This is a genomic window from Pseudomonas sp. VS40 (genome assembly GCF_018587885.1).
In the GTDB taxonomy this organism is placed as follows: Bacteria; Pseudomonadota; Gammaproteobacteria; order Pseudomonadales; family Pseudomonadaceae; genus Aquipseudomonas; species Aquipseudomonas pergaminensis.
The window spans coordinates 764,187-784,616 of record NZ_JAGYWD010000002.1; the positions used below are offsets into that span (position 1 = coordinate 764,187).

14 protein-coding genes and 3 pseudogenes are annotated in these 20,430 nt (G+C 48.5%); 8 read left to right on the plus strand and 9 right to left on the minus strand.

The window, feature by feature from the left end:
- Positions 1 to 261: 261 nt before the first annotated feature.
- Both KHP07_RS08565 and KHP07_RS08570 read left to right on the plus strand, forming a co-directional pair.
- A pseudogene (locus KHP07_RS08565) lies at positions 262 to 557 on the plus strand (ATP-binding cassette domain-containing protein); the annotation flags it as partial.
- 671 nt (positions 558 to 1,228) lie between these two features.
- Positions 1,229 to 2,239, plus strand: coding sequence for an alpha/beta hydrolase (locus tag KHP07_RS08570; RefSeq protein WP_099492055.1), 1,011 nt, complete (start codon positions 1,229 to 1,231; stop codon positions 2,237 to 2,239).
- Positions 2,240 to 2,829: 590 nt separating this feature from the next.
- On the opposite strand, the pseudogene KHP07_RS29865 reads toward KHP07_RS08570, so the two are convergent.
- The 3 genes and pseudogenes from KHP07_RS29865 to KHP07_RS08580 form a co-directional block, all read right to left on the minus strand.
- A pseudogene (locus KHP07_RS29865) lies at positions 2,830 to 3,321 on the minus strand (methyl-accepting chemotaxis protein); the annotation flags it as partial.
- A gap of 366 nt (positions 3,322 to 3,687) precedes the next feature.
- Positions 3,688 to 4,506: pseudogene (locus tag KHP07_RS29870) on the minus strand (cache domain-containing protein); the annotation flags it as partial.
- An 855-nt stretch (positions 4,507 to 5,361) separates the two neighbouring features.
- Entirely contained in the window at positions 5,362 to 6,300 is a 939-nt protein-coding gene (locus KHP07_RS08580; RefSeq protein ID WP_214497011.1) for a LysR family transcriptional regulator, read from the minus strand.
- Between the two features lie 477 nt (positions 6,301 to 6,777).
- Here KHP07_RS08580 and KHP07_RS29740 point away from each other — a divergent pair, with 477 nt between their 5' ends.
- A complete protein-coding gene (locus tag KHP07_RS29740) occupies positions 6,778 to 7,206 on the plus strand; it encodes a cupin domain-containing protein (RefSeq protein WP_214497012.1) in 429 nt (142 codons plus the stop codon).
- Positions 7,207 to 7,409: 203 nt separating this feature from the next.
- Here the strand turns inward: KHP07_RS29740 and KHP07_RS08590 are convergent, their stop codons facing one another.
- From KHP07_RS08590 to KHP07_RS08600, 3 genes are all read right to left on the minus strand, one after another.
- The gene (locus KHP07_RS08590) at positions 7,410 to 8,177 is read right to left on the minus strand and encodes an SDR family oxidoreductase (RefSeq protein WP_214497013.1); all 768 of its coding nucleotides are present in this window, start codon (positions 8,175 to 8,177) and stop codon (positions 7,410 to 7,412) included.
- A gap of 1,135 nt (positions 8,178 to 9,312) precedes the next feature.
- On the minus strand, positions 9,313 to 10,011 hold the full coding sequence (locus KHP07_RS08595) for a DJ-1/PfpI family protein (RefSeq protein WP_214497014.1): 699 nt from the start codon (positions 10,009 to 10,011) through the stop codon (positions 9,313 to 9,315).
- Positions 10,012 to 10,138: 127 nt separating this feature from the next.
- Positions 10,139 to 11,212, minus strand: a complete 1,074-nt coding sequence (locus KHP07_RS08600) for an aldo/keto reductase (RefSeq protein WP_214497015.1) — start codon at positions 11,210 to 11,212, stop codon at positions 10,139 to 10,141.
- A 147-nt stretch (positions 11,213 to 11,359) separates the two neighbouring features.
- On the opposite strand from KHP07_RS08600, the gene KHP07_RS08605 reads away from it, so the two are divergent.
- The 4 genes from KHP07_RS08605 to KHP07_RS08620 all read left to right on the plus strand — a co-directional run bounded on the left by KHP07_RS08605 (position 11,360) and on the right by KHP07_RS08620 (position 17,092).
- Positions 11,360 to 12,253, plus strand: a complete 894-nt coding sequence (locus KHP07_RS08605) for an AraC family transcriptional regulator (RefSeq protein WP_214497016.1) — start codon at positions 11,360 to 11,362, stop codon at positions 12,251 to 12,253.
- A 1,221-nt stretch (positions 12,254 to 13,474) separates the two neighbouring features.
- A complete protein-coding gene (locus KHP07_RS08610; protein ID WP_214497017.1) occupies positions 13,475 to 13,954 on the plus strand; it encodes a hypothetical protein in 480 nt (159 codons plus the stop codon).
- Between the two features lie 529 nt (positions 13,955 to 14,483).
- A complete protein-coding gene (locus KHP07_RS08615; protein WP_214497018.1) occupies positions 14,484 to 16,190 on the plus strand; it encodes a thiamine pyrophosphate-binding protein in 1,707 nt (568 codons plus the stop codon).
- 521 nt (positions 16,191 to 16,711) lie between these two features.
- Positions 16,712 to 17,092: a DUF4354 family protein gene (locus KHP07_RS08620; protein WP_214497019.1), complete on the plus strand. Its 381-nt coding sequence runs from the start codon at positions 16,712 to 16,714 to the stop codon at positions 17,090 to 17,092.
- Between the two features lie 624 nt (positions 17,093 to 17,716).
- Here KHP07_RS08620 and KHP07_RS08625 read toward each other — a convergent pair.
- Complete coding sequence (locus KHP07_RS08625; protein WP_214497020.1) at positions 17,717 to 18,328, minus strand: dTMP kinase; 612 nt, start codon at positions 18,326 to 18,328, stop codon at positions 17,717 to 17,719.
- 85 nt (positions 18,329 to 18,413) lie between these two features.
- On the opposite strand from KHP07_RS08625, the gene KHP07_RS08630 reads away from it, so the two are divergent.
- Positions 18,414 to 18,545, plus strand: coding sequence for a DUF2256 domain-containing protein (locus tag KHP07_RS08630; protein WP_078048468.1), 132 nt, complete (start codon positions 18,414 to 18,416; stop codon positions 18,543 to 18,545).
- A gap of 18 nt (positions 18,546 to 18,563) precedes the next feature.
- Here KHP07_RS08630 and KHP07_RS08635 read toward each other — a convergent pair whose 3' ends face one another.
- Both KHP07_RS08635 and KHP07_RS08640 read right to left on the minus strand, forming a co-directional pair.
- The gene (locus KHP07_RS08635; RefSeq protein WP_099492051.1) at positions 18,564 to 18,926 is read right to left on the minus strand and encodes a response regulator; all 363 of its coding nucleotides are present in this window, start codon (positions 18,924 to 18,926) and stop codon (positions 18,564 to 18,566) included.
- 23 nt (positions 18,927 to 18,949) lie between these two features.
- A complete protein-coding gene (locus tag KHP07_RS08640) occupies positions 18,950 to 20,389 on the minus strand; it encodes an ATPase domain-containing protein (RefSeq protein ID WP_068933164.1) in 1,440 nt (479 codons plus the stop codon).
- Positions 20,390 to 20,430 lie beyond the last annotated feature (41 nt).

Here is a 20,430-nt window from a genome sequence, read left to right on the forward strand (position 1 = left end):
GGTGCTAGCTCCGTTCTCGACCGAAATATTTTAGACGATATCGTACACCGACATGTGCGAAGGAGTGCTCGCTCTACCTACTGCTGCTAGACCACCGCCACGTCAGTCGCTCGAAGCTGGTCAGCTGAGGATCAATGGCTGCCCTCCTCCTTATGCCCGATTTCCGCCTTTGAGGATTGTCGGAAATTGCTGAGGATGCTTTGAGAGCTGGGCTTTACGGTCCGGCGTCCTAGTCTCAGTTTGGCTCCATCCTACGGCTGAATCGTCCGCGCTTTAACCATGGACCCCGTCGCCATGCTGTTTGATGAGCCTACCTCGGCTCCGGACCCGGAAATGGTCGGTGAAGTTTTGGACGTGATGGTCAAACTCGCTAATGACGGCATGACGATGGTGTGCGTGACCCATGAGATGGGTTTCGCTAGAAAGGTGAGTGATCGGGTGATCTTCTTGGACCAAGGGCGAATCATCGAAGACTGCTCAACGGAGTCCTTTTTGGTGACGTCGAAAATCGATCTCCCAGAGCTCGGAAGTTTTTCGCTCAAGTCCTCAGTCACTAAAAACATATCATTTTGGAAGGACAAGGATGGCTATTCAGAGCAACGTTCGCTGTCGGACAAGGGGAGCTGATCAGAAGCTTCAGAAAAAGAGGTGGAACTCATTAAAATAACCGGGCGGTATAGTTGAACACCGCATCAGATATATTAGGCGTTGATACAACTGTAAGTGACTATGACCTAGCCAACTTTCCAGCTAGGCTAGTCTGCCAAATCTTGTCAATCACCGCTAACATACGGATCTGCCTCCATCGAAGTATACGGCGTCGACGTTGAGCCCGAACTGGCCCAGCCTGAAGGGTCGAGCCAATGAAAGCACATCTGACCCTGAGCGCTGCGGAGTTAGCTATGCTTCCGCCGACCGGTCGCAAGCGCAGATCGACGACAGTAACAAGCAGCACGTAGCCATTAACGTATCGCTGACTCAGATCCTGGCTGTTAAGGCTGAGTCGCTGGCCTGTAGAGGGTGTAGGCCAAGATCCAAATGGAAAGCCACAACCAGCAGGTCCATAGCAATGACCTACAGATAGAGCAGCCTAATGATAACGCTCGGCTTGCGCGCCCAAAGGCTCGCTGGCGGGTGCCAACTAGGGCGACAAGTCACGCTGATCGACACCAGGTCCACGAACCACAGAAAAGTCTAAAGTATTTCAATTATTGCGCTGGAGCCCCTCATGGCGGATGCAAAGATCACCAACCCCCATCACGGGATATTGTTGCAGGATCGTATTGTTCCCTTCCCTATTTCGATCAGCCCCCAGGCAAAGGCCAAATTACAAAATTTGGTTACTGCACAGGGCACGCCAGTTAATGCCCTCTACCAACTGCCAGCGGCGGATGATACCGCCGCATGGCAAACACTTCAGGAGTATGTGAATAGTCAATACGAGTTAGCCGTGAAAGGCTCAACTGAGCAACTACACGCAGATGTCCAGACTTTGATAATCGGGAACGCCGAAATTCACGTCGCAACCCCTAAAGGCGAGATTCGCCCGAAGCATGCCTGTATCGATCTGCACGGCGGTGCCCTCCTCTTCGGCAGCGGCGAAGCATGCCGCGTGAGCGCGCAGCAGCAAGCGGACCGATACGGCATCTCCTGCTATGGCGTTGATTATAGGTTGCCGCCCAGACATCCCTATCCTGCCGCACTGGATGATTGCCTCGAGGCGTATCGGTATGTGCTGAGCCAGCATTCGCCAAATGAAATTGTCCTCATCGGGCGTTCTGCTGGCGGCAATCTCGCTTTGGCGATGCTGCTACGCGGGCGCGATGAGGGCCTGCCTATGCCCGCAGGGCTAGTACTGCTATCGCCAGAAGTCGATCTGACTGAATCTGGGGACAGCTTTCATACCAACCGCTATATTGATGTGGTGCTTCCTCTACCGCTTATGCAGATTAATCAGCTCTACGCTGCAGGGGCTGACCTAGCCGATCCTTATCTCTCGCCTCTGTTTGGCAACTTTGAAGGACTACCGCCAACTTTCCTGCAAACTGGTACTCGTGATCTTTTCCTATCTAACGCAGCGCGCCTACATCGTGGATTGCGCCGGGCAGGGGTACCGGTAGAGTTCTATCTTGGAGAAGGCATGCCGCATGGCGGATTTATGGGGGGCACGGCAGAGGACGAAGAACTCCTACAAGAAGTCCAAGTATTCATCACAGCATGTTGTTTAAACCGAAGCTAACCGAGCCGATATTGGTTTGGCGCTGATTAAAGGTTGGTAAGCGACCGTTGTTACGCTAAGCCTAACCATCAAGGGCGGCTATTTTGATCCGATCCGGGCGGGCACCAAGTTCGGGGAACACCGCCTGCAGACCGCTCACTGGCGCTAGCGTTTGTAAATCGCATCAAGCTGATCACGAGCTACCCGGCGCGGATTGACCTAACCCGTCGCCTATCGCTGCGATGGTGTGGTAATCGAGCGGCCACTATCACCAAACCGCGGTTTGTCGCTGAGCCAGTCGAAGTATTCCTAATTAAACTGAAACAGTGAGGGAAAAATCCGCTCGGTTGCACCTCGAACCCTGGTCTCAAAATCAGAATAGGGTCTGTCGTAAAAGGTTGCAATCCGTGCATTGAAACGAATTGGAAAATCTAGGCCGTTCTACCGTTTTCTTGAGATTTGCTGTAGCGCATTATCCAATCATAAAAGCCATGCGTTGACACGTCGAGACGAGCCCCTATATCAGCGACACATAGTTTCTTTTAGGTCAAATGCGACAGCTCCATGATTCAATTAATCATGAAACGCTAAGCACGCACTCAGTGACGAATTTAAATTTTAAACTGCCTCATAAGATCTTCTAGAGCTTTGCTAAGTTGGGTAAGTTTGTGGGCGGTCTGAGTTCCAGTGCGTGCTTCTTGAGCGACGCGCCCTCCGCTTTCCGCAATTTTCTGTACGCTGCGATTTATGTCCTCAACTACGGACTGCTGGTTTTTTGCAGTACTGGTGATTTGCGCGGTCAGGGAGCTCACCGCGGTTATTAAATTTGCAATAGAGTCTAACGAAGTGTCGATATTATTGGCGTATTCGCCTGCAAGATCACCAGCACCACTTGATTTACGCATAGCAATAACAGCTTCTTGTGTGCCGGCTTGCAACCGACCAATTAGTTCACCTATTTCGTTCGCGCTTAGCTGGGTACGATCAGATAAAGCGCGAACCTCTTCGGCGACCACTGCAAAGCCGCGACCAGCCTCTCCCGCGCGAGCGGCTTCAATTGCAGCATTAAGCGCAAGTAGGTTTGTTCTTTTAGCGAGAAAATCTATTACGACTAATGCCTTAACTATACTATTAACATCCTGCTGGAGAACGTCCAGCTTTGTACTGCTTGAGCGAATATCTCCTACCAGAGAAATGATTTGGCTAAGGCTTGCACTAACCACAATTTTTGCCGACACTCCTAACTCGTTAGCGTCATATGCAGCGTCAGCAGAGCTTTCCGCACTGCCTGCAACTTCATTTGCAGCTATAGACATCTCGTTCATAGCTAAGGCAACTAAATCGGTTTCACTCTGTTGCTGTGCCATAGACTTCTCAGACCCAGCAGCTTGTGTTGTAATCTCAGATGCAAGGCACGAAAGTGAAACCGTCATTTCAACTGTTTGTCTGACAAGGCCATGAATTTTTTCTACGAAACTATTGAAAGAGTGAGCTAGTTCACCCAGTTCATCGCGACTATGCACCCTCAGACGCTGAGTCAGGTCTCCTTCACCTGCTGCTATGTCATCAAAATTCTCCTTAATTTTTTGCAACGGACGAAGAAAGTTGCCGACCAAAATAGTACTAATGGCGCTAAATAGCAGAACTGAAATAATAGAAATTATAGCGATGCCTAAAATTGCGTAATCAATTCGAGCTTCTATTTCGCGGCGAATTGTAGACACCTCTCTATCAACGTCGTCAAGATTGATCGCAGTACCTAGAGCCAGATCCCATTTTGAAAGGTAAGTGCTAAATGCGAGCTTTGGTATCAATATTTTGTCATCGCCTGGAACAGGCGCAGAATAAAATATGTAGTTACTACCGTCTTTAGCCGCTCGTACCAACTCACGGTTCACATAGATTCCGTGAGTATCTTTCTCATCACGAAAATTTTTTCCGACAACAGCTGTGCTATTACTACGAAATAGAGTAATTATATTAGAGTCTTGGCCAAAAAAATAACTACCATTACCATATTTGATATTTGACAGGATCTCAATAGCCTTGGCTCTGCTGTCAAAATCACCATCAATGGAATTTTCGTAGATATTTCTAATTGCACCAGTGGCTATCGCCATATAGTTTCTTAACTCTTTCCGCTTATCCTCTAACATTCGCTCTCGAGTGGCACTGACCTCTTCATCACCCAGTACATGCAAGCTTTTAATTATTACGCCTCCGGCCATCACTGCAAACGCTAATAAAGGCAACGTCACCAATAATATTACTTTAAATTTTAGAGTCATTGATATTTCTCGCCGAGATCTACGGACTTGATATCGTTAGAGCCTCAGCCCGCTAACATCAGCCGCTGATAGCTTTCTTGTGATTGAAAAAACATGAGCCCGTAGTTAAAGGCTGGCTTCTAGACCTACGGAACCCTTAAGTTCTTGTAACGGGGACAAGAGGCCAATTGGATCATTGCAAAAAACTACGTTATAGCATATCATTTATATTTAAGCCTCTCATCTCAAATTCAGCCACGGATCGGGCAAGTGATTTACCCTCCATACCTGCATTAGTTATGGGTATCCCAACAGTCATGACTAACTTTCTGATTGCAGATTCAATCCGGCGCTATTACTTACTCACTAATCAATCATAAAAACACGCTACAACTGTGCTATTGAATACAGCAACAAAGTCGACCATAAGAAAAGCTAGTGGCGATGCTTTTCAATCTCGAAATCCCCCGTTTGATGAAACATCAACACGCAGATGCACTAGGCAAAGGAGTCAGCATGGCGATTGATAAGATAGAGCTAACCTATCCTGTCTTTAACACTCCTAAAGCTTAGATTGCCCAGCATCACTCGCATGTTTCGCGAGGATAGCGTCAAAAATAACGGCGTATTTGTGGTTGTATATGGCGCGTGCTGTAGCCGATCCGGTATCGACCTCCTCCTCAACTGCCCTCTTCTCCTCAAGGACTCGTGTCAGCGTATCATTATTATTACGATTTACTCGCGTATGAAGTTCTATCACTGCCATCTCCTCGACTACTTACAGTTGTCATTAATCGCTACCTACTAAAGATAATAGCCGCCAAGTAGCTAGCGAGATGTGAAAAATCGTAAATGTTTACACTATTTGTGCTGGCTTTACTGAAGATCGGTGACGTCCTGGGCCCGACTTTCGAAACTCAGCTGCGCCTGAGCAATATCGCTCACAACTTCAGCGAGCCGATAGGTATATGAGTCCTGCGAGGACTCAAAATAATACAAATTCAGAGGTACTGATAATATAGAGCCTCCTACTAAATCTTTATAATAAACATTTTCACAATAAAACGCTTCCATATATTTCGGTACAAGCGCAATCCCGTTTCCAGCAGCTACGATTGCTAAAACAGAGAGTAATTGTGATACGTCTTCAAAAGTGCGAGGTAATAATCTTAGATTTTTCGAATCTGCAAAAAAAACTTGCACCCGCGCACCGCATATATTTCTGTCAAAATAGAGATCCTGATCTTTAATTTCAAATGTATTGATGGCTTTACTATCAGTCCAAGCCGAATTTTCTTTAGGTATAGCTAAAACCATTCGTTCTTCGCTAACCGCTCTGCTTTTGAGCATATGAAAACTCGCTGCTGTGGACCAGGTAAATAACGCATCTAAACAATTAGATGTGACAGCCTCAAACGCATTTGAGGCTGATACCTCTTCCAGCACGACTATGATGTCTGGGAATTTCTGGTTAAATATTTTTACGATGTCGGGTATTTTACCGTGCAGACCAATAGCGCTTGTGTATCCAACAACGATTCGCCCACGCTCACCGCGCGCGATTTGGCGAACCCGAACAATGGCTTGCTCCGCGTCCTCAAGTATCGCTTGCGCATCATATAGGAAAGAGCGCCCTGTTTCATTTAACTGAACTTTACGAGGTGAACGGTCAAATAGTTCAACTTCCAGTTCGCGCTCTAAATTGCGAATTTGGATACTTAGTGGTGGCTGTTGAATTCCTAGGCGACGCGCAGCTCTAGTCATGCTTTGTTCTTCAGCAACAACGACAAAATAACGTAAATGTCTGAGCTCCATCCTAGGCACCTCTACGATGTTTTTAAATTAAATAAGAAAAAATATATCAATCCCACCGCTCAATTCTTTCTACTAGTAAACTTGCCTCTCTCTTATGGCAGACCAAGACAGCTCTATAGGGCTGAAGATCAATTCCAGACAAAAATATTTTTAATGCGCCAGGCAGCTCTACTTCCACCTCCAGGAAATGATAACTACTCGCATTACTTTTAAGTGAATACCCTAAATGGTTGTTATGCTCATCATTATGGACCTCGCACCCTCCAACATAATCTTGATAAGCGGTTGACACCCCAGTAAATGTTACTATATAACATAACCGTTCCAGTTGGAATAGATAACCTAGATTCGCATATGCCTACAGCTAACAGGTTGATGCCTCCCAAACCATCGTTGGCATTCAGCCCCGTGGATTAGCTGGGCTCAAATCGAAATTAGGAACGCCGGTGGCTAAACTTCATCCATAAGCGAGACACTATGACCTGTCCATATGAAATCATTAAAGAACTTGAGCTTGTTCGCCACCCCGAGGGAGGTTGGTATCGAGAAACTTGGCGAGCCGATAGTTACGGAGGACAACGTAGTACCGCGTCAATAATTTACTTTCTGCTTGAGCATCAGCAGCAATCACACTGGCACCGCGTAGATGCTGCGGAAATCTGGCTTTGGCATGCAGGGCATCCGATTGAATTGAAGACTGCAATCACAGAGGCGGGACCAGTAACAAGTCGGATGTTGGGTTCTAGCGTATTACAAGGTGAAACGCCACAACTTCTTATCCTACCAAATGAATGGCAGGCAGCAGAGGCAAATGAAGGCTGGGCCTTAGTGTCATGTGTTGTATCACCAGCATTTAATTTCGAAGGTTTCACGTTAGCACCGGAAAATTGGGCGCCAAGATCATAATAGTGACCGGCACTGAATAAGATTCACATCTGTCTCTGAAATTACAAAGCGTCAAATGAAACGTTTAGGCGCTTTGTAATTTTGGGGCAGATCCGAAGTCGTTTATACCTGATGCAGAAGGTGAATCACTCTGCTTTCACACATAACGTTAACTTATCGAGATTTTCTGTAGACACGCCTATAAATCAGCCACTCTTCCGTGGTTATCCAGGATAACTGCCGAAAGATAGAAATAATTTTCCATTGATCCATTTTGATTCGTCAGAGACAAGAAATACTGCGGTCGATAAAATATCATCATTTGGATAATTTGTTGACTTTACCCGCTCCGCTGATAATTGCACCCTCCCTTTTATGTGCTCGCTGAGACATGCATGTCTACCGAGCTCGCTCGGCTCCTTATTAAAAAAAATTTTTGCCTTAATCATGTTTACTCGAATCGAGCGCGCAGCCAATTCGCTAGATAGTGCTAACGTAAGCCTCTCTACTGTTCGGCTAACTGGTTCCAAAAGAGAAGAATTTGATGGTGGAGAAAAAGTTTCTAATGAAGAAATATTCAACACACTCCCTCCCCTAACCATATACTTCGCAGCTTTATCTATAGCAATAAGGTAAGTATAAGTGCTGAACTCCATATGCGCAGGAAAAGAAATATCTGATTTTTCTTCTGCAGGCAGAGGGTTATAAATTTCTGAGTTATTTACCAATACATCTAATCTTTCGTAAAGCTGGATTACTGTTTTAAATAGGTCCTCGATCTCTGTAGCATTGCTTGTAACTCCACGAATTGCAACAGCCTCCCCTCCTTTACTTGATATATCTGCAACCAAACTCTCCGCAAACTTTCTATTCACAGAATAATTTACCACTACGATCGCTGCCTCTGACGCAAAAACGCGCGCCAATACCCCTCCTAGCCCCTTGTCGGCACCTATTATAACGATGACCTTATCTTCCAATCGATTATTCATATGTGAATCGTCCTCGACAGCCCGCATGACAAATCTACACAAACGTATAGCTGCTTGATCAAACTAATATTTTGCATATTGAAAGGAATAAGGAGGTACAGCACGCGTACATAAACGTCATTATGGGCGGAACAAAAATTACGTATATTAATGCTTGCTGTTAAGCCAGCTAAGTAAGCCCTAAAACATATAACATAGATTTTTCTGCGAAGTAAATTTGATTTTATCGTGCTTCTACAATCAGCAGCACTCCGGTATTTTTAGCTTAACAAAAACTTTTCTTAAATTCTTTAAATTTATTAGATATGAGAGTGATTGCTTTGGAGTATGGCAAGTCATCGCCGAACAGTTTTTAATGCGGGCATAATTTACTAATATACTTTTAACCACTAAACCCTATACTTTTTTGCAATCGACTAGAAGCAAGTTCACAAGCCCCCCCCAACTATAAAGGTCGCCGCGCACTACCTTCTGCTCCCACTTGGAGCCTTATGGCTTACCTCGAACTTCAGCACAGCGAGGTCTCCGCGGCTTACCCCCTTTGCTTTTCCGCCTATGTGTGACTCTACCAATCAGACGCATACTCTCGGCTAGCCCTAGTTTTCCCGCAGCGCGCAGCTATTTGCTGACGTAGCATACGATGGCTGTGTGCCGGGTCGCTTCGCATCGGCAAACGAGCGGCGGAGATTATGAGCTTGACCAGTGAGCACGGGTGAATGGTCATGGTCGATACGCGCATCGAAAGAAAGTTCCCCCCCGCCTGCCGACGCGGCGGGCGAATGAGATACCGACATACTGCGGCAAAGGTGGATGCCTATCTGACTGTGCAACCACTGATAGGGCACCATATTTTATATAGACTAGTCGCCAAGATTGCGGCATTACATGCAATCAGAACATATCGCTCTAAATTCAGAAATTTTCGAAGTGTGGTCGCCGTCCGCTTACATTCACTTCGCTTAGGCTGCTTTTGACCAATTTTACGCTAAGCAAACCGTCGAGCTTTTCGACTATAAGCGTCCCTGCGTTAGACAAAAAGAGAAGATGCCAGTGGGTGTACGTATGATTGGCGGCTCCGCAGCAAGCCGCTCGGTAGACTACTTCAGGATCCCAGTGCAAATCCTATCTCATTTAATCAACTCAAAGCTTGCAGACGAGCAGCAGCCCGCTCTGCTGCGTTACGTCGCTTGAGCATAAACTCGCGGTTACGAACGCTCAGCTTATCCAGCAATTCCCGACTCGCGCCTTCTGGCGAACCACACGAAAAAGGCGGTGCTGGGTCGTACTCAATCTGAAGCTGAATTTCTTCTGCAATTTCACGCCCGTGAGTGTCCGCAATGACTGTCAGTGCAAATTCAATACCTGACGTCACGCCTGCACCGGTTACTCTGTCACGATCCCAAACAACCCGCTCCGCGACGGGCGTCGCACCGAATAGAGATAGCTGATCCAAGGAGGACCAATGCGATGTAGCTCGATATCCCTCAAGTAAGCCGGCGGCACCTAATACTAGAGATCCTGTACATACGGAGGTAATGAGTTTCGTATCTTTTGTAGTGCGCCGCAGATAGTCAAGCGTCTCCTGATCATCCATTAATGCAATTTGTCCAGGGCCACCCGGAACGCAAATTATGTCAAGTTTGGGGTGTGCCTCAAAACTCGCGTTAGGCATGATTTCCAATCCCAGATCTGACTTGACTAAAGTTTGGGTCTTCCAGATCAAGTGGACATCGACATTAGGGGCCCTGGCAAATACCTCGTACGCCGCTGTTAAATCAAGTTGCGTAAGCTCGGGATAGAGCAAAAAACCTACTGATAACGATGCAGACGACATTAGGAACCTCCAGAGATGAAAAGCCTACTTGAATATCTCGACAGGATGACAACAAAAAAATTCAGTCATGTGTTATTGATGGCGTTACTGACAGACAGGAGTTATTGCTCATTGCTACTTGCGATTCTTAATAGTCTCGATCTTGCACGTTGGCGCCGCCGAATATGAGCTGCTGGACCATCGGTGTGGCAACAAACCGACTCGGGAAAATTGGCTCCGGCGCACTTGCGTGATCCAAGCGGACAATATGAGATTCTGCCAGCTCTATGCTCAGTGCCTTCAAGTTGTCCTCGGCTTGTCGTAACGTTCGCGCGCCGATAATGGGCGCCACCACGGCCGGATTTCGCAACGTCCACGCAAGCGCAACTTGGGAAGGCGTTGCGCCGATTTCCTCAGCAATATCTACCACCACACTGGCGATTTGCAATGAACGCTCGGTCAAGTGCCCCGATGAACTGATAACGCCCTTGCGTTGTGACGCTACGCCGGCTTCGTTACTTGGGCTCAGGTCGTTACGCCCGTATTTACCGGTCAGAATGCCGCCGCCCAAGGGTGACCACGGTATTACGCCCAGCCCCATTTCTTGAGCCATTGGCAGCAGCTCATGTTCCACCGTGCGCTCCACTAGGCTGTATTCAATTTGTAAGGCCACCAGGGGCGACCAACCGCGCAGCTCTGAGAGCGCTTGCAACTGCACTACCTTCCACGCGGGGGTGTTGCAGATTCCCAGATACAGAACCTTGCCGCTGCGTACGAGGTCATCCAAACCTCGCATCACCTCTTCCGCGCTTGTGGTGAAGTCCCATGCATGCAGGTACAGCAGTTCTATACGGTCGGTGTCTAGCTGACTAAGGCTGGTTTCAACCGAACGCATCAAGTTAAGCCGATGATTGCCGCCTGAGTTGGGATCACCGGGGTCACGGGCCATGGTGTACTTTGTAGAAATAACCAGGCGATCACGGCGACCCTTCATGAGCTGGCCAAGAATCCGTTCGGAAGCCCCGTTCGTATAATTGACAGCGGTATCGATAAAGTTTCCGCCAGCCTCGACATAGGCGTTGAATATTTGCCGGGCTCCTGCATCGTCCGTCCCCCAGCCCCAATCAGAGCCAAATGTCATCGTGCCCAATGCGAGAGGGGAAACACGAATGCCGGAACGGCCGAGCAGACGATAGTTATCTAGTGCTGAATGGCTAAACATTGTGACTCCTCACGAAACAAAGGTTGACTTCTGTTGGGAGGGATTTTGCGTGGGAACGACGACTTGTACCTAGCCGGATCGTCCTGCATCCTTGCATCATCGTCCGAACTATTGCGCGTTCTGTCGTAGAGCGTTTTGAGGTACACCATGAATCCGCGGCAAAAGCTGATCGATATCATCAGCCGTCATGCACCTTCAAATGGCTTTCACTCGACGCCATTGACAGGCGTTACTCTTGTGCGTTCCGACAGCCCAACAGTGCCCATGCCCGTAGTATATGAGCCTACTCTCTGCTACATCGTGCAAGGCCGTAAGCAGGTGTTGGTGGGCACCACAACCTACGTTTACGACGCGGCCAACTATCTAGTGGCCTCAGTGGACATTCCGGTGATGGGCTCGGTCATCGAAGCCAGCGAGTCAAAACCCTATTTGTGCCTGGTGCTTGACCTCGACATGCAGGTGCTGAGCGAATTAGCCCTGCGTGATACGCCGAGCCGTTGCGAGAAAGCCTCCCCGGTATCGACCGGCATAGAGCTCCATGGTAATACACCGGAGCTACTCGACGCCGTGACCAGGCTGGCTGGCTTACTGGACACTCCACAAGACGCAGTTGAACTGGCTCCGCTGGTGGTGCGCGAGGTGCTCTATCGGCTCCTCACCCGCAGGGGCAATTACATGCTGTTGCAAATGGCTAAGGCCGATAGCCGCCTCTCCCAGATTGCCAAAGCGATTACCTGGCTCCGCGCTCACTACCAAAAACCGTTACGCATTGACGATATTGCCGACATCGCCGGCATGAGCCGCTCCACCTTTCACGCTCATTTCAAAGCGGTAACGTCGATGAGTCCGCTCGAGTTTCGCTGCCTTCTGCGGCTGCAGGAAGCCCGGCGCCTGATGGTCGCCGAGGCGCTGGACGCTGCCGCAGCCGGTTACCGCGTGGGCTACGAGAGTCCGTCTCAATTCAGCCGTGACTATGCGCGAATGTTTGGCCTGCCCCCTGCCCGGGATGCCGTGCGCTTGCGCAGCGGTGTTTTGACCTAGCTGAATAACCTCAGGACTCGTGGACATCTCTTTACCTTAAATTGCAACAATCAAATCCGATGAATGCCGATCGGCGCAAAGCAAGGAGTTTTACGAAAGCCTCGTTTCCTTTGGTTTTACTCGTTCTTCTTTGTAGCAATAAGTCGTAAAAAAAGAACATCACGTGGAAGTGCGTCGCCACATCCGTGTTGGCGAAAAGACTCATCCGCGCGGTGCACGGGTTTGCTAGCTCTGCCCCCCGGCGCTGTGCGGCGAGTTACCGTCCACTACCAATTTAGTTGACCGGGCTTTCAGGCCGTTATCGAACAGATAGCGGCCCGGTTACTGCCACGCGCGCTCATTGCTCATTGTGTGACGACTGACAGGACTCCGCAACTGGCCGCTCCAGCCGGTAACGTGGCCGCTTTGGTGCGTTGTGATCCTTGTCCGGGTGCTCACTCATCAGGCCGCGCACTGAGGCAAGTGCCGCTACGCACCTGTTGACGGCGGAGCGCCTGCAAATAGCCCAACAATGTATTTTCTAGCATGCTGGCTAACTGCACTACGATCTCCCTGAGCAATACGGTCGCCCACTCCGGCGCTTCCCTGCGCAACGCGCCTAAGCGCACCTCATAGACAGGCGTGACGGGTAAAGGCATGGCGGCAATTTCTTTCGAACACGTGACGCTGTTGCTTAAAAACCACTGGTTTGCGTGGCGGTACATATATGGGGGAATTGGTGCTGCCACCTTGTCGCGGTAAGTCTGCGGCTACTTGCGGATGATGCTGACATTGATATCGGGACGGATTAATCCACTAGAAATTCAGGTGCTAGGTCGCAGGCGTTCCCGTACGACCCAAGATATAAAAGTCGATGGGTAGAGTTACGTTGGTGCGTGCAAATTCTAGCAATTAGCGTGATCGCGCCCGCTCAAACTGATGGACTGTGTATGCATATATATCGATATCCAAAAGTATTATCAGTCGACCCTAACTAATACGAAATTTATATAAGCCTCACTAAATATTTCATCCCGGTGCAGTTATATTTGTTTTTTATGTGCAACAAGCTTGACGATGAGTTCTGGCTATGCGAGATTTCAACGGCCCGAGGGAGCTCCACTAGTGGTTACGAAAATTTTGCTTTTACTAAAAAATACCGTTGCACTTGCAAGACAAAAAATTCGCCCGCATTCGCTAATATTGTAGGCACAACGATCATCTCACAATCAGGGAGTAATTATGAGCATCATTAATGACGCGTCATCTACACCCCTATCTTTAAGGCCGGTTGTAAAGCTAGGACCTCTCGAAGTTCACAATGAGAATTCTAAAAAAACTACAACTGCCTACTCTTCATCGCCTGAAAGTGTCTCAGTGGTATTATCACCTGAAGGAAAAGTAAAATCCGACAAAGAGAAGAGTACGCATCCCGATATTGATGCTGCTAAACTCCCAAAGTCAATAAAAAATTATCTGAAAGCAATTCGAGATCTTCAAGAAAAGATTGATAAAAAAATTCAAGAACTTGAAAGTGTCGCAAGAGACCAGTCACTTAGCGAAAATACACGAAATCTCAAATCCCAAAATATACAAATCCAAATCTCTGTCTTCAGCAACACGTTAAGTTCGGTTATAACTAATATGCTTCAGGAAGAGTCAGCGCTAAAACTTGATGGTGCTGATCGCACACTCGCGGCCTCGTTGATGGCGCCGAAATAGTTTTCAGCAATTAAGAAATACAATTATCTTGGATTGGCGATACGTCGTAGCAATTATCGAGGTTCGAAGGGTGCTAATGATGGAGTTCGGCATACAATATTTATACGCAACATATCTCGACAAGTTTTCTGCGGCAGCCATAAGTTTGGTTTGAATGCGTCATTCCGATATACACGGTTGAGCCTAAATCATTAGGTTTTATGTTTTTTAAAATTTCTAGATGCGAAAGCTAGGCAGCGTGTGGGACTCGCAGTATACATGGCTTCCTCCTCGCGACGTCGCTCTCCCTGCAGTCGCGGCGACGGCGAAAGGCTAACCGCCTTAGCCGATTGCAGATTTTCAAGCCGGTTGTCGTGCTGCAGCGCCAGAACAAAACTGCGGCTATCGAATTAAGCGACTCAAACATTGAACTTCATCTTGGCCGTAAATATTGGTATTAGTTGATGTTGCATTAGTGGGATTGCAACGCCCAATGAGTGGATGCGGTCCGACACACAACCTATACCTGGAAAGTAGGAGGACTTAATTTATGCAAACGACCTTCGACATCCCCGCCTTGCGCTCAGGCCAAAAGCGTGGCGCAGACTTGTTCGTGGAGGTACTAGAAAGTGAAGGCGTCCGTCATATATTTGGAAATCCCGGAACCACCGAGTTGCCGCTGCTTGATGCGCTTTCCGACTGCGCGACAATTGATTACATACTTTGCTTGCAAGAAGCTAGCGTAGTCGCCATGGCCGACGGCTATGCTCAAGCGTGCGGTCGCCCTGGCTTCGTTAATTTGCATACCGCCGGCGGCCTAGGTAATGCCATGGGTGCAATTCTCAACGCCAAAATGGCAAACACCCCCATGGTGATCACCGCTGGCCAGCAAGATACCCGCCATGGCGTCACCGACCCGTTGTTACATGGCGACCTGGTGAGTATTGCTCGGCCAAATGTCAAATGGGCGGAGGAAATCCTACATCCTGAACATATCCCTATGTTGCTGCGCCGTGCGTTCCAAGACTGTCGTACAGCTCCGGCAGGTCCTGTTTTTCTTTCATTACCCATCGATGTAATGGAACGCTACACCATGATGGAAGCAGGCCAGCCGTCTCGTATTGAGCGAGGTTACATCGCCAGGCTAGATGACTTAGCCGAGGCATTGGCTGACGTTATACCCGGCCGTCTAGCGCTGGTGGTGGGTGACGAAGTATTTACCGCAGGTGCTGGCCTAGATGTTGTTGCGCTTGCGGAAGTGCTCGGCACGCCTGTATTTGGTTCTTCTTGGCCAGGACACATTCCATTTCCGACCTCACATCCTTACTGGCAAGGCACCTTGCCGCCGAGGGCTTCTGATATCCAGAGGACGCTTGCACCATTTGACGCAGTGTTTGTGTTGGGCGGCCATTCGTTGATCAGTTATCCTTATTCCGAGGGGCCAGCTATCCCACGTCAGTGCAAGCTTTATCAATTGACCCTTGACGGAAATCAACTTGGCCGGGTTCATGACGTTGCCCTTGGCGTAGTAGGAGAGCTGCGGCAGTCACTTCAAGCTCTGCTACCATTAGTTCGGCTCAAATACCTGCGTCATAAAAATAAGATAGCCACTTTATACACCCAGGCGATAGAAGCGCGCGAAGCACGTCGTGTAGAAATCAATACTCGTGCGAACAAGGAAATAGATGCACTTGTGACAACACCTTTCGTCGCTGCAAGAGAGACGCTGCGGGCAATTGGGCCGTCCATCCCAATTATTGACGAGGCACCAGCTACCATTGCGCATGTGAGGGCATGCTTGGACTCACCATCTACTTGCCAATATCTTTTTACACGCAGTGCGATTCTAGGCTGGGGTATGCCCGCGGCAGTTGGTACCTCCCTAGGGCTAAGAGGAACTCCCGTAGTGTGCCTAGTAGGCGACGGCTCAGCAATGTATTCCCCGCAAGCCTTGTGGACTGCCGCTCATAAACGTTTGCCAGTAACATTTGTGGTGATGAACAATTGCGAATACAACATATTAAAAAACTATACTCGTGCGCAAGCTCACTTCCGCAGCGCCAGAACAAACCGTTTCATTGGCATGGACATAACTGATCCCACTATTGATTTCATGGCATTGGCCGCTTGTTACGGTTTACCTGCGCAGCGAGTAACAGAGGCTCAGGATATCATGACAGCAGTCGAAAAAGGCATAAGCTCCGCAATGCCAAACCTCGTCGAAATAGTGATTTCTAATAGACCTCTAACCGGCTGACCAAATTTATAATTTTATGACAGCATGGAAAAGTATTTGGTCATGTGCGTAAGGAGTTGAACATGGATGCATTAGATCAATGCTGCGAGATATCACAAAGATCTACAATACAACAAATGTGTTTACAGCCTTAAAATACACTCCTCATAGACGTTTGACAGCTAGTAAACAGCTCACAGTCCAGAGGTTGACGGCGATAAGAATAATTGACATCGAAAAACAAGCAAAAAACTAAAGCATTAATTTTATGCGAGAACTTATAGAGGTATAAATTTTTGAAAAATGCAAATAATCCGCACATCTGAAACGCAAAAAAAATTAAGTAAAAGATCAACCTAAAAATTGACAGCGCACAGATTCAGTTCTGTCTCACCAACAGCAAAATCTAATGAATTAACAATTGGGCAGCCATTATGATAAAAACAACCCAAACTACAGAATTTGCAAAACCGAATGCAACGGATAGCTCTAATCTAGGATCAAAGCCTGGATACTAATCATTCATTCAAAATGGTGTGCTTATGAAAAAAATAATCCCAATAGCATTTATGGGTATATCGAATATTTGCCTTGGTTCGATTGGAGCCAACCTTAATGAAGTCGTTATATATGCGACGGAGCAATCCAGAGGGTCCATATCAATAGGGAGTGAGTCGGCATATACCAAAATCTTTTTAGTTACCATTGCCAATCTATCTGGTAAAGATATTGACTTGTCAACATTATGTTTACTCGCTTACGCTCCAGATGGCGATAAATTTGATCTAGACACAATTGATAAGGAACTGATCACAGGCCGCTTGGAATCCAAAGCAATAATAAAAGGAGTTGCCGCATTTGCCTCGCAAAATGAAAAGGTGTTCAGTGCAACGTTGGTTAAAGAGTCACAAAATTGCAACTAATAAAGCACTCGGCTAAAAAACTGCCACTTCACATTGATAAGTTCTCAAAAGTAAATATTGATAATTTTTTAAGCTGCATCTACTAGAGAAAGTATCTCGCTTATCCTAATGATGCGATAAGTATGCGCAATCAAATTTATTGATTGTACGTTAGACGTAAGGGGATTTACGATGTGCAGCGATGTTATTTGCTACCTGATTCGATCTGATATTTTCGAGTATGTCGTTTTCGGAGCTCTCTTCATTCATCTGCTGCTCAAGCTGTATCAGAACTACATCGAGCCAATAGATGACGTCTGATTGCAACGTTCTATGTATAAGACCTGGGCGCTGCCGCGCAGATGCACGGCCGAATCGCTCGATTTTTAGGAAAGCTCATCAGCCTACTATGGAGGTCTGCGCAACGTGTACTTTGTCCTTCATTCCTCACTCTACTTACTTCAGAGCTCGATTTATCTCCCACATCCTTGGCCTAGCTCGCGAATCGCTTGAGCCGTTATGAACAGCGATCGATGAACAGGCGCATTAATTTCTAGAGCGGTTAGCCAGTAATTTCAGGCTCATGAGCCGCTTATGAACATCTGACATCGCCCACTTGTTAAATGATGTATTACGCTACGCGTGTCACCGAGCGACTTTGTAGATCTCAGCAACCACCTGCTTCACTGCGTCTTCGATCGCACCTTCATTCCGGCACATCACCCAGCCATGCTCCGCAACGGCCTGCTCGAACATCTCTGTGCATGCAACATGCTCTGCATACTTCTGGATTACCGTACCGCCCAATCCTCGCGACCGTGCAGCTGCCCTTGCCCACGAAATATCCGGCGCGGTGACAACGCCGACATGCACATCCGGCACTCGCACGTCCCGCTCCCGGTTCAACTGGAGAATCTCTGCAAACGAGATGGTGTGTCGAAACGCAGCATCGGACGGATACCAGCGATCAATCAGGATAATGCTGTCCAACGGCTGCTGAGTCAGTACGTTCCGGGATATCCAGCTGCGACTCTCGGCAAAACGCTCGCACACAGCCCATTCCAGATCCCGCGAGGGCTTTCTGGCAAGTTCGTTAACCAGGGCCATGGTTTCCCTTCTGTAGGGATCGCTTTTTCTCTCGCAAAGTCGGATGACTTTCTTGCTGTGCGCCCTCAGCGTTGCCGTTACAGCCTCCAACAGCGTAGTTTTGCCGGTGCCTTTGGGCCCATCCAGGGAAACAAAAAACGGAATATTCATTTGTCACACAGTGATCAGGATAATGATAACCACGCCTCTTCTTGTCGACGTGATTGAGTGATCGACCCAGCCGGTAGTTATATCTGTGAAAAAGAGTGAGCTTCCCGTAAAAACCTGCGTGACCTGTGGACTTCCCTTCACGTGGAGGAAGAAATGGGCACGCTGCTGGGATGAAGTGCGCTACTGCTCGGAGCGTTGCCGGCGCAGCAAAAGCTGACCCTGCTCCAGCAGCTGACTAATCAGCTGCCAGGAGCTTTTTGACTTCGGCGATGATCAAGTCGATGTTGAAGGGTTTGGCCAATACAGCATCAAAAAGATCCGATCTCTCTATTCCGATATGCGCCTGAGCACCGCTTATCAAGATGATCGGCAATTGATTTGCCGCAGGCAGCGCTCGAATGGCGGTGGCGAATTCCTCGCCGTCCATGACCGGCATCATATAGTCGGTAATGATCAAAGCAGGCCGTTCTCTCTCGAGAACCTCGAGTCCTTTTCGACCATTGCTCGCCGTTACGACCATGTACCCCTCATCCTCCAGCGCGAAGCTAAGGATATCAGCGATCAAATACTCGTCGTCGACGACCAGGATGGTGGTCATGTTAATTCAACCCACACAAAAGCTTAAGAAATTGAACCGGGCGATGACTCAGCGGGGACCGATGGTTCATGTCTTGAAGCCTTTTTCAGGAAAACATCATAATCACGGATGATGACCTCAAATCGTGAGGGATCGTAAGAGCTGTCTCTTACCTTAAGAATGGATAGCGTCCGGCTTAGTTCAGAGTGATTCTCAGAAAACCGCATTAGCATCAGGTTGTCGACGATGCTAGACAGGTCAGAGTTTGGTGCGCTGACCTCGGAACCAAATAGATCGCGCATTTCCCAGGAGGCAAATACCGTAACGCCCCTGGATCGCAGCTCGTTCATCAGTGCACTGAAGAAGTCAGTAATCCGTGCGGGATTCGTCGAGACTCGCGTCATACCGCTAAGGCTATCGAGAAACACGCGCTTGATGCCCTTCTCTTCTACGAGACTCAGTAGTCGTGTGCCCAACCCATCCAGCAACCCCTCAGTAGTAGGCTGCCAGGCAATGCTCAAGGCGCCGCTGCCTTCCATGCCCTTTATATCGATACCGAGTGATTGGCCTTTGAGTCGCAACCGTTCCGGGCTTTCGTAGAAGCCAAAATGCAGGCCCGGCGCTTCCACGGTCGACTCAGCCAGAAATTTGAGGCCAAGGGTGGTTTTACCAATACCGGAAGGGCCGATTACCAGAGTCACGCTGGAACTGTGCAGCCCCCCGCCCAGGATGTCGTCCAGTGATTCAATCCCACTGGCGATACGGGTCATGTCGGCGCTGTCGGGAGACGACGGGTGGCTGTAGAGACTTTCGAGTCGCGGGTAAACCACCAAGCCATTTTCGGTAATTTCACACTCGTGAAGACCGGTCATTGCTGAGCTGCCGCGAGTTTTACGAAGCTGAATTCGACGCACTGACCGAGTGCCGAACAGCTCCTCGCCCATCTCAATCACCCCATCAACCATGGTGTGCTCAGGGCTGCCGTCGTCCAGACGGGAACTGGTGAGAAACAGCACTGTGCAACCTGCGAAAGCGGCATGCCCTTGCAACTCGGAAATGAATTTCTTGGTATCGATGTGCGAATCTGCTTTGGAGCGCGCATTGAGCAAGCCGTCTACTACCATCACTGTGGCTTTTTGACGGCTTATCTCGCGCCGCAGCAGTTTCACCACCTCGTCCAGTCCGTCGTTTTCCAACGTGTCAAACGCACTGACAAATTGGATTTCGGCGCCAACCTTGGAAGCGTCGAAGAAGCTCAGAGTCGAAAGGAATTGAAAGAGTCGGTCGTGTGATTCGGCCAACAGCGTGGCGACCAGAACCCTTCCTCCATTGTTCGCATGATGGAACCCAAGCTGGTTGGCAAGGATCGTTTTTCCAGACCCTGGGCGCCCTTGGATGATGTATGAAGCGCCTGCTACCAGCCCACCCTTGAGCAGAGCGTCTAGCCCTTCGATTCCACTTTGAAGGCGTTTTAGCTTTTCCACGATACGACCCTGATCTGAAAAACAGGCTGTTTAAGCCGAGT